The organism is Vibrio japonicus (assembly GCF_024582835.1).
Taxonomy (GTDB): Bacteria; Pseudomonadota; Gammaproteobacteria; order Enterobacterales; family Vibrionaceae; genus Vibrio; species Vibrio japonicus.
In genome coordinates this window covers 2,482,275-2,493,447 of record NZ_CP102096.1, presented here as the reverse complement: position 1 = coordinate 2,493,447, position 11,173 = coordinate 2,482,275, and the positions used below count along the sequence as shown (strand labels likewise).

Here is an 11,173-nt window from a genome sequence, read left to right as displayed (position 1 = left end):
GCCAATGTGAGCGCGATCTCTATAATGCCTCCTCGTCGACAGGGCAAGGGCTCACAAGGGTTCAAAGCGAAGTCGACAAGGTCAAAAAGAAAAACGAAATAATTTAGGAAAGTGTTTGACACAAAAAATTATATCGTTAGAATGGCCGCCTCTTCCGAAGTGATGTGAGTCACAACGAAGAATAGCTCTTTAACAATATAAACCTATCAATCTGTGTGGGCACTCGTTGATGATAATCCAATTAGAAACCTCGGTTTCAAATTAGGTTTCAATGATACGAAGTGACCATTGAATCTTCGGATTCAGCACAGTCAATTCATTATCGTTCTGTTGGAACGATAATAGCTTTAAAATTACATTAGTAGTTTTGAAGTCAGTATTCATTGAGCCTCCCCTATTTGTTTAGGGAATCAAAACTTTAAATTGAAGAGTTTGATCATGGCTCAGATTGAACGCTGGCGGCAGGCCTAACACATGCAAGTCGAGCGGAAACGAGATGTCTGAACCTTCGGGGAACGATATCGGCGTCGAGCGGCGGACGGGTGAGTAATGCCTGGGAAATTGCCCTGATGTGGGGGATAACCATTGGAAACGATGGCTAATACCGCATAATAGCTTCGGCTCAAAGAGGGGGACCTTCGGGCCTCTCGCGTCAGGATATGCCCAGGTGGGATTAGCTAGTTGGTGAGGTAAGGGCTCACCAAGGCGACGATCCCTAGCTGGTCTGAGAGGATGATCAGCCACACTGGAACTGAGACACGGTCCAGACTCCTACGGGAGGCAGCAGTGGGGAATATTGCACAATGGGCGCAAGCCTGATGCAGCCATGCCGCGTGTATGAAGAAGGCCTTCGGGTTGTAAAGTACTTTCAGCAGTGAGGAAGGTGGGTGTGTTAATAGCACATTCATTTGACGTTAGCTGCAGAAGAAGCACCGGCTAACTCCGTGCCAGCAGCCGCGGTAATACGGAGGGTGCGAGCGTTAATCGGAATTACTGGGCGTAAAGCGCATGCAGGTGGTGTGTTAAGTCAGATGTGAAAGCCCGGGGCTCAACCTCGGAATAGCATTTGAAACTGGCAGACTAGAGTACTGTAGAGGGGGGTAGAATTTCAGGTGTAGCGGTGAAATGCGTAGAGATCTGAAGGAATACCGGTGGCGAAGGCGGCCCCCTGGACAGATACTGACACTCAGATGCGAAAGCGTGGGGAGCAAACAGGATTAGATACCCTGGTAGTCCACGCCGTAAACGATGTCTACTTGGAGGTTGTGGCCTTGAGCCGTGGCTTTCGGAGCTAACGCGTTAAGTAGACCGCCTGGGGAGTACGGTCGCAAGATTAAAACTCAAATGAATTGACGGGGGCCCGCACAAGCGGTGGAGCATGTGGTTTAATTCGATGCAACGCGAAGAACCTTACCTACTCTTGACATCCAGAGAACTTTCCAGAGATGGATTGGTGCCTTCGGGAACTCTGAGACAGGTGCTGCATGGCTGTCGTCAGCTCGTGTTGTGAAATGTTGGGTTAAGTCCCGCAACGAGCGCAACCCTTATCCTTGTTTGCCAGCACTTCGGGTGGGAACTCCAGGGAGACTGCCGGTGATAAACCGGAGGAAGGTGGGGACGACGTCAAGTCATCATGGCCCTTACGAGTAGGGCTACACACGTGCTACAATGGCGCATACAGAGGGCGGCCAACTTGCGAGAGTGAGCGAATCCCAAAAAGTGCGTCGTAGTCCGGATCGGAGTCTGCAACTCGACTCCGTGAAGTCGGAATCGCTAGTAATCGTGGATCAGAATGCCACGGTGAATACGTTCCCGGGCCTTGTACACACCGCCCGTCACACCATGGGAGTGGGCTGCAAAAGAAGTAGGTAGTTTAACCTTCGGGAGGACGCTTACCACTTTGTGGTTCATGACTGGGGTGAAGTCGTAACAAGGTAGCGCTAGGGGAACCTGGCGCTGGATCACCTCCTTATACGATGATTATTGCGATGAGTGTTCACACAGATTGATATGTTTATAGTTTAAGAGACGATACTGGGTCTGTAGCTCAGGTGGTTAGAGCGTTCGCCTGATAAGCGAGAGGTCGGTGGTTCAAGTCCACTCAGACCCACCAATCTTCCTCCCAGGAGATTGGCATACAGTATCGACACCTTGATGGGGCTATAGCTCAGCTGGGAGAGCGCCTGCCTTGCACGCAGGAGGTCAGCAGTTCGATCCTGCTTAGCTCCACCATCTTTAAGCATTCTTGCGAGTGTGTTTAAAAATGGTTCTTTAATGAATCTAGCTCTTTAACAATTTGGAAAGCTGACAAAACAACAATTTATTGTTGTTTGTAAAGTTCTCAATGTTTGTCTTTATGACAAACACCAATACAACACATTCAAGTGTTCTTGGCTTTTTGTTTTCACTTTTATAAAAAGTAAAATAAAAAGAAATTGAGTCCGGCAAAATCGAAAGCTATCTCGCTCATTCAAATAATGAGATAGCAACTTTGGTTGTTTAAACAACATCCTCAAGATTCGCTCCGCGAAACTCTTTGGGGTTGTATGGTTAAGTGACTAAGCGTACACGGTGGATGCCTTGGCAGTCAGAGGCGATGAAGGACGTATTAACTTGCGATAAGCCCAGATTAGGCAGTAAAAGCCACTTGAGTCTGGGATTTCCGAATGGGGAAACCCACGTGCATAAGCACGTATCTTGTACTGAATACATAGGTGCAAGAGGCGAACCGGGGGAACTGAAACATCTAAGTACCCCGAGGAAAAGAAATCAACCGAGATTCCGAAAGTAGCGGCGAGCGAAATTGGACTAGCCCTTAAGCTTTATATGCGTTAGACGAACGGTCTGGAAAGTCCGGCGATACAGGGTGATAGCCCCGTAGTTGACAACGCACATTCAGTGAAATCGAGTAGGGCGGGACACGTGATATCCTGTCTGAATATGGGGGGACCATCCTCCAAGGCTAAATACTACTGACTGACCGATAGTGAACCAGTACCGTGAGGGAAAGGCGAAAAGAACCCCTGTGAGGGGAGTGAAATAGAACCTGAAACCGTGTACGTACAAGCAGTAGGAGCAGGCTTTGTCCTGTGACTGCGTACCTTTTGTATAATGGGTCAGCGACTTATATTCAGTGGCAAGGTTAACCATCTAGGGGAGCCGTAGGGAAACCGAGTCTTAACTGGGCGCTCAGTCTCTGGATATAGACCCGAAACCAGGTGATCTAGCCATGGGCAGGTTGAAGGTTGAGTAACATCAACTGGAGGACCGAACCGACTAATGTTGAAAAATTAGCGGATGACTTGTGGCTAGGGGTGAAAGGCCAATCAAACCTGGAGATAGCTGGTTCTCCCCGAAAGCTATTTAGGTAGCGCCTCGGACGAATACTACTGGGGGTAGAGCACTGTTAAGGCTAGGGGGTCATCCCGACTTACCAACCCTTTGCAAACTCCGAATACCAGTAAGTACTATCCGGGAGACACACGGCGGGTGCTAACGTCCGTCGTGGAGAGGGAAACAACCCAGACCGCCAGCTAAGGTCCCAAATTATAGCTAAGTGGGAAACGATGTGGGAAGGCTTAGACAGCTAGGATGTTGGCTTAGAAGCAGCCATCATTTAAAGAAAGCGTAATAGCTCACTAGTCGAGTCGGCCTGCGCGGAAGATGTAACGGGGCTAAGCTATAAACCGAAGCTGCGGCAATGCAGTTTACTGCATTGGGTAGGGGAGCGTTCTGTAAGCCGTTGAAGGTGAGTTGTAAAGCTTGCTGGAGGTATCAGAAGTGCGAATGCTGACATGAGTAACGATAAAGGGGGTGAAAAACCCCCTCGCCGGAAGACCAAGGGTTCCTGTCCAACGTTAATCGGGGCAGGGTAAGTCGACCCCTAAGGCGAGGCTGAAAAGCGTAGTCGATGGGAAACGGGTTAATATTCCCGTACTTCTTACAATTGCGATGGGGGGACGGAGAAGGCTAGGTGGGCCTGGCGACGGTTGTCCAGGTTCAAGTGCGTAGGCTTAAGAGTTAGGTAAATCCGGCTCTTTCTAAGGCTGAGACACGACGTCGAGCACCTACGGGTGTGAAGTCATTGATGCCATGCTTCCAGGAAAAGCCTCTAAGCTTCAGATTGTAAGGAATCGTACCCCAAACCGACACAGGTGGTCGGGTAGAGAATACCAAGGCGCTTGAGAGAACTCGGGTGAAGGAACTAGGCAAAATGGTACCGTAACTTCGGGAGAAGGTACGCTCTTGACGGTGAAGTCCCTTGCGGATGGAGCTATTGAGAGTCGCAGATACCAGGTGGCTGCAACTGTTTATTAAAAACACAGCACTGTGCAAAATCGTAAGATGACGTATACGGTGTGACGCCTGCCCGGTGCCGGAAGGTTAATTGATGGGGTTAGACTTCGGTCGAAGCTCTTGATCGAAGCCCCGGTAAACGGCGGCCGTAACTATAACGGTCCTAAGGTAGCGAAATTCCTTGTCGGGTAAGTTCCGACCTGCACGAATGGCGTAATGATGGCCACGCTGTCTCCACCCGAGACTCAGTGAAATTGAAATCGCTGTGAAGATGCAGTGTACCCGCGGCTAGACGGAAAGACCCCGTGAACCTTTACTACAGCTTGGCACTGAACATTGAGCCTACATGTGTAGGATAGGTGGGAGGCTTTGAAACCGGTACGCCAGTATCGGTGGAGCCGACCTTGAAATACCACCCTTGTATGTTTGATGTTCTAACTTAGCCCCGTCATCCGGGGTGAGGACAGTGCCTGGTGGGTAGTTTGACTGGGGCGGTCTCCTCCCAAAGAGTAACGGAGGAGCACGAAGGTGGGCTAATCACGGTTGGACATCGTGAGGTTAGTGCAATGGCATAAGCCCGCTTGACTGCGAGAATGACAATTCGAGCAGGTGCGAAAGCAGGTCATAGTGATCCGGTGGTTCTGAATGGAAGGGCCATCGCTCAACGGATAAAAGGTACTCCGGGGATAACAGGCTGATACCGCCCAAGAGTTCATATCGACGGCGGTGTTTGGCACCTCGATGTCGGCTCATCACATCCTGGGGCTGAAGTCGGTCCCAAGGGTATGGCTGTTCGCCATTTAAAGTGGTACGCGAGCTGGGTTTAGAACGTCGTGAGACAGTTCGGTCCCTATCTGCCGTGGGCGTTGGAAGATTGAAGGGGGCTGCTCCTAGTACGAGAGGACCGGAGTGGACGAACCTCTGGTGTTCGGGTTGTGTCGCCAGACGCATTGCCCGGTAGCTAAGTTCGGAATCGATAACCGCTGAAAGCATCTAAGCGGGAAGCGAGCCCTGAGATGAGTCTTCCCTGACTCCTTGAGAGTCCTGAAGGGTTGTTCGAGACTAGAACGTTGATAGGCAGGGTGTGTAAGCGTTGTGAGGCGTTGAGCTAACCTGTACTAATTGCCCGTGAGGCTTAACCATACAACACCCAAAGGGTTTTGATGGACTCAAAGTAAGAACATTGAATGTGTAAGAACGAGAATTAAAAAAACAGCTTTCCAGATTTAGGAATTGAATTTATTAACTACATCCATGTAGTTAACCCTTCGGGCCGCACTAAAGTGCGTTAAATTTTGTTCCAGACAAAATTTTGCTTGGCGACCATAGCGATTTGGACCCACCTGATTTCCATGCCGAACTCAGAAGTGAAACGAATTAGCGCCGATGGTAGTGTGGGGTTTCCCCATGTGAGAGTAGGACATCGCCAGGCTTTAATTGCGTACTTGCTTAATCTTTAAGCAAGTCACCATAAAACTTTAAAAAAGCTTAGAGTTTTATGTTGACTTTCAACGCAGACAGCGTATTATACGCGTCCTGCCTAAGTGCTAAGGCACTGAAAGCAAAGCTCTTTAACAATATAAACCTATCAATCTGTGTGGGCACTCGTTGATGATAATCCAAATAGTTTCTTCGGAAACAATTTAGGTTTCAATGATACGAAGTGACCATTGAATCTTCGGATTCAGCACAGTCAATTCATTATCGTTCTGTTGGAACGATAATAGCTTTAAAATTACATTAGTAGTTTTGAAGTCAGTATTCATTGAGCCTCCCCTATTTATATAGGGAATCAAAACTTTAAATTGAAGAGTTTGATCATGGCTCAGATTGAACGCTGGCGGCAGGCCTAACACATGCAAGTCGAGCGGAAACGAGTTAACTGAACCCTCGGGGGACGTTAACGGCGTCGAGCGGCGGACGGGTGAGTAATGCCTGGGAAATTGCCCTGATGTGGGGGATAACCATTGGAAACGATGGCTAATACCGCATAATAGCTTCGGCTCAAAGAGGGGGACCTTCGGGCCTCTCGCGTCAGGATATGCCCAGGTGGGATTAGCTAGTTGGTGAGGTAAGGGCTCACCAAGGCGACGATCCCTAGCTGGTCTGAGAGGATGATCAGCCACACTGGAACTGAGACACGGTCCAGACTCCTACGGGAGGCAGCAGTGGGGAATATTGCACAATGGGCGCAAGCCTGATGCAGCCATGCCGCGTGTATGAAGAAGGCCTTCGGGTTGTAAAGTACTTTCAGCAGTGAGGAAGGTGGTGTGTTAATAGCACATTATTTGACGTTAGCTGCAGAAGAAGCACCGGCTAACTCCGTGCCAGCAGCCGCGGTAATACGGAGGGTGCGAGCGTTAATCGGAATTACTGGGCGTAAAGCGCATGCAGGTGGTGTGTTAAGTCAGATGTGAAAGCCCGGGGCTCAACCTCGGAATAGCATTTGAAACTGGCAGACTAGAGTACTGTAGAGGGGGGTAGAATTTCAGGTGTAGCGGTGAAATGCGTAGAGATCTGAAGGAATACCGGTGGCGAAGGCGGCCCCCTGGACAGATACTGACACTCAGATGCGAAAGCGTGGGGAGCAAACAGGATTAGATACCCTGGTAGTCCACGCCGTAAACGATGTCTACTTGGAGGTTGTGGCCTTGAGCCGTGGCTTTCGGAGCTAACGCGTTAAGTAGACCGCCTGGGGAGTACGGTCGCAAGATTAAAACTCAAATGAATTGACGGGGGCCCGCACAAGCGGTGGAGCATGTGGTTTAATTCGATGCAACGCGAAGAACCTTACCTACTCTTGACATCCAGAGAACTTTCCAGAGATGGATTGGTGCCTTCGGGAACTCTGAGACAGGTGCTGCATGGCTGTCGTCAGCTCGTGTTGTGAAATGTTGGGTTAAGTCCCGCAACGAGCGCAACCCTTATCCTTGTTTGCCAGCACTTCGGGTGGGAACTCCAGGGAGACTGCCGGTGATAAACCGGAGGAAGGTGGGGACGACGTCAAGTCATCATGGCCCTTACGAGTAGGGCTACACACGTGCTACAATGGCGCATACAGAGGGCGGCCAACTTGCGAGAGTGAGCGAATCCCAAAAAGTGCGTCGTAGTCCGGATCGGAGTCTGCAACTCGACTCCGTGAAGTCGGAATCGCTAGTAATCGTGGATCAGAATGCCACGGTGAATACGTTCCCGGGCCTTGTACACACCGCCCGTCACACCATGGGAGTGGGCTGCAAAAGAAGTAGGTAGTTTAACCTTCGGGAGGACGCTTACCACTTTGTGGTTCATGACTGGGGTGAAGTCGTAACAAGGTAGCGCTAGGGGAACCTGGCGCTGGATCACCTCCTTATACGATGATTATTGCGATGAGTGTTCACACAGATTGATACGGTTTAGTTTTCAGAGCAAAGATTGGTTCTGCATAAATGCTGAAGCAATTTATGTGGGGCTATAGCTCAGCTGGGAGAGCGCTTCGCTGGCAGCGAAGAGGTCATCGGTTCGATCCCGATTAGCTCCACCACTGACTTTCTAGTGTCCCGTTCGTCTAGAGGCCTAGGACACCGCCCTTTCACGGCGGTAACAGGGGTTCGACTCCCCTACGGGATACCATATTTAAGCGCATTTACTTAAGTGTTCTTAAAAATGGTTACTTCTTTGAAGTGATTAGCTCTTTAACAATTTGGAAAGCTGACAAAACAACAATTTATTGTTGTTTGTAAAGTTCTCAATGTTTGTCTTTATGACAAACACCAATACAACACATTCAAGTGTTCTTGGCTTTTTGTTTTCACTTTTATAAAAAGTAAAATAAAAAGAAATTGAGTCCGGCAAAATCGAAAGCTATCTCGCTCATTCAAATAATGAGATAGCAACTTTGGTTGTTTAAACAACATCCTCAAGATTCGCTCCGCGAAACTCTTTGGGGTTGTATGGTTAAGTGACTAAGCGTACACGGTGGATGCCTTGGCAGTCAGAGGCGATGAAGGACGTATTAACTTGCGATAAGCCCAGATTAGGCAGTAAAAGCCACTTGAGTCTGGGATTTCCGAATGGGGAAACCCACGTGCATAAGCACGTATCTTGTACTGAATACATAGGTGCAAGAGGCGAACCGGGGGAACTGAAACATCTAAGTACCCCGAGGAAAAGAAATCAACCGAGATTCCGAAAGTAGCGGCGAGCGAAATTGGACTAGCCCTTAAGCTTTATATGCGTTAGACGAACGGTCTGGAAAGTCCGGCGATACAGGGTGATAGCCCCGTAGTTGACAACGCACATTCAGTGAAATCGAGTAGGGCGGGACACGTGATATCCTGTCTGAATATGGGGGGACCATCCTCCAAGGCTAAATACTACTGACTGACCGATAGTGAACCAGTACCGTGAGGGAAAGGCGAAAAGAACCCCTGTGAGGGGAGTGAAATAGAACCTGAAACCGTGTACGTACAAGCAGTAGGAGCAGGCTTTGTCCTGTGACTGCGTACCTTTTGTATAATGGGTCAGCGACTTATATTCAGTGGCAAGGTTAACCATCTAGGGGAGCCGTAGGGAAACCGAGTCTTAACTGGGCGCTCAGTCTCTGGATATAGACCCGAAACCAGGTGATCTAGCCATGGGCAGGTTGAAGGTTGAGTAACATCAACTGGAGGACCGAACCGACTAATGTTGAAAAATTAGCGGATGACTTGTGGCTAGGGGTGAAAGGCCAATCAAACCTGGAGATAGCTGGTTCTCCCCGAAAGCTATTTAGGTAGCGCCTCGGACGAATACTACTGGGGGTAGAGCACTGTTAAGGCTAGGGGGTCATCCCGACTTACCAACCCTTTGCAAACTCCGAATACCAGTAAGTACTATCCGGGAGACACACGGCGGGTGCTAACGTCCGTCGTGGAGAGGGAAACAACCCAGACCGCCAGCTAAGGTCCCAAATTATAGCTAAGTGGGAAACGATGTGGGAAGGCTTAGACAGCTAGGATGTTGGCTTAGAAGCAGCCATCATTTAAAGAAAGCGTAATAGCTCACTAGTCGAGTCGGCCTGCGCGGAAGATGTAACGGGGCTAAGCTATAAACCGAAGCTGCGGCAATGCAGTTTACTGCATTGGGTAGGGGAGCGTTCTGTAAGCCGTTGAAGGTGAGTTGTAAAGCTTGCTGGAGGTATCAGAAGTGCGAATGCTGACATGAGTAACGATAAAGGGGGTGAAAAACCCCCTCGCCGGAAGACCAAGGGTTCCTGTCCAACGTTAATCGGGGCAGGGTAAGTCGACCCCTAAGGCGAGGCTGAAAAGCGTAGTCGATGGGAAACGGGTTAATATTCCCGTACTTCTTACAATTGCGATGGGGGGACGGAGAAGGCTAGGTGGGCCTGGCGACGGTTGTCCAGGTTCAAGTGCGTAGGCTTAAGAGTTAGGTAAATCCGGCTCTTTCTAAGGCTGAGACACGACGTCGAGCACCTACGGGTGTGAAGTCATTGATGCCATGCTTCCAGGAAAAGCCTCTAAGCTTCAGATTGTAAGGAATCGTACCCCAAACCGACACAGGTGGTCGGGTAGAGAATACCAAGGCGCTTGAGAGAACTCGGGTGAAGGAACTAGGCAAAATGGTACCGTAACTTCGGGAGAAGGTACGCTCTTGACGGTGAAGTCCCTTGCGGATGGAGCTATTGAGAGTCGCAGATACCAGGTGGCTGCAACTGTTTATTAAAAACACAGCACTGTGCAAAATCGTAAGATGACGTATACGGTGTGACGCCTGCCCGGTGCCGGAAGGTTAATTGATGGGGTTAGACTTCGGTCGAAGCTCTTGATCGAAGCCCCGGTAAACGGCGGCCGTAACTATAACGGTCCTAAGGTAGCGAAATTCCTTGTCGGGTAAGTTCCGACCTGCACGAATGGCGTAATGATGGCCACGCTGTCTCCACCCGAGACTCAGTGAAATTGAAATCGCTGTGAAGATGCAGTGTACCCGCGGCTAGACGGAAAGACCCCGTGAACCTTTACTACAGCTTGGCACTGAACATTGAGCCTACATGTGTAGGATAGGTGGGAGGCTTTGAAACCGGTACGCCAGTATCGGTGGAGCCGACCTTGAAATACCACCCTTGTATGTTTGATGTTCTAACTTAGCCCCGTCATCCGGGGTGAGGACAGTGCCTGGTGGGTAGTTTGACTGGGGCGGTCTCCTCCCAAAGAGTAACGGAGGAGCACGAAGGTGGGCTAATCACGGTTGGACATCGTGAGGTTAGTGCAATGGCATAAGCCCGCTTGACTGCGAGAATGACAATTCGAGCAGGTGCGAAAGCAGGTCATAGTGATCCGGTGGTTCTGAATGGAAGGGCCATCGCTCAACGGATAAAAGGTACTCCGGGGATAACAGGCTGATACCGCCCAAGAGTTCATATCGACGGCGGTGTTTGGCACCTCGATGTCGGCTCATCACATCCTGGGGCTGAAGTCGGTCCCAAGGGTATGGCTGTTCGCCATTTAAAGTGGTACGCGAGCTGGGTTTAGAACGTCGTGAGACAGTTCGGTCCCTATCTGCCGTGGGCGTTGGAAGATTGAAGGGGGCTGCTCCTAGTACGAGAGGACCGGAGTGGACGAACCTCTGGTGTTCGGGTTGTGTCGCCAGACGCATTGCCCGGTAGCTAAGTTCGGAATCGATAACCGCTGAAAGCATCTAAGCGGGAAGCGAGCCCTGAGATGAGTCTTCCCTGACTCCTTGAGAGTCCTGAAGGGTTGTTCGAGACTAGAACGTTGATAGGCAGGGTGTGTAAGCGTTGTGAGGCGTTGAGCTAACCTGTACTAATTGCCCGTGAGGCTTAACCATACAACACCCAAAGGGTTTTGATGGACTCAAAGTAAGAACATTGAATGTGTAA

At 49.9% G+C, this 11,173-nt stretch carries 4 tRNA genes and 5 rRNA genes; all 9 read left to right on the top strand.

Annotated features, from left to right (window positions below):
- Positions 1–420 precede the first annotated feature (420 nt).
- The 9 genes from NP165_RS11775 to NP165_RS11735 all read left to right on the top strand — a co-directional run bounded on the left by NP165_RS11775 (position 421) and on the right by NP165_RS11735 (position 11,121).
- Positions 421–1,972, top strand: a 16S ribosomal RNA gene (locus NP165_RS11775).
- A gap of 64 nt (positions 1,973–2,036) precedes the next feature.
- Positions 2,037–2,113: transfer RNA gene (locus NP165_RS11770), tRNA-Ile, on the top strand.
- Between the two features lie 43 nt (positions 2,114–2,156).
- Positions 2,157–2,232 (top strand) — tRNA-Ala (locus tag NP165_RS11765).
- Positions 2,233–2,548: 316 nt separating this feature from the next.
- A 23S ribosomal RNA gene (locus NP165_RS11760) occupies positions 2,549–5,439 on the top strand.
- Positions 5,440–5,611: 172 nt separating this feature from the next.
- A 5S ribosomal RNA gene (gene rrf, locus NP165_RS11755) occupies positions 5,612–5,728 on the top strand.
- Between the two features lie 370 nt (positions 5,729–6,098).
- Positions 6,099–7,648 (top strand): 16S ribosomal RNA (locus NP165_RS11750).
- 95 nt (positions 7,649–7,743) lie between these two features.
- Positions 7,744–7,819, top strand: a tRNA-Ala gene (locus NP165_RS11745).
- A gap of 13 nt (positions 7,820–7,832) precedes the next feature.
- A tRNA-Glu gene (locus NP165_RS11740) sits at positions 7,833–7,908 on the top strand.
- 322 nt (positions 7,909–8,230) lie between these two features.
- Positions 8,231–11,121: ribosomal RNA gene (locus NP165_RS11735) — 23S ribosomal RNA — on the top strand.
- Together the 16S, 23S and 5S rRNA genes with 4 tRNA genes alongside form the textbook arrangement of a ribosomal RNA operon.
- Positions 11,122–11,173 lie beyond the last annotated feature (52 nt).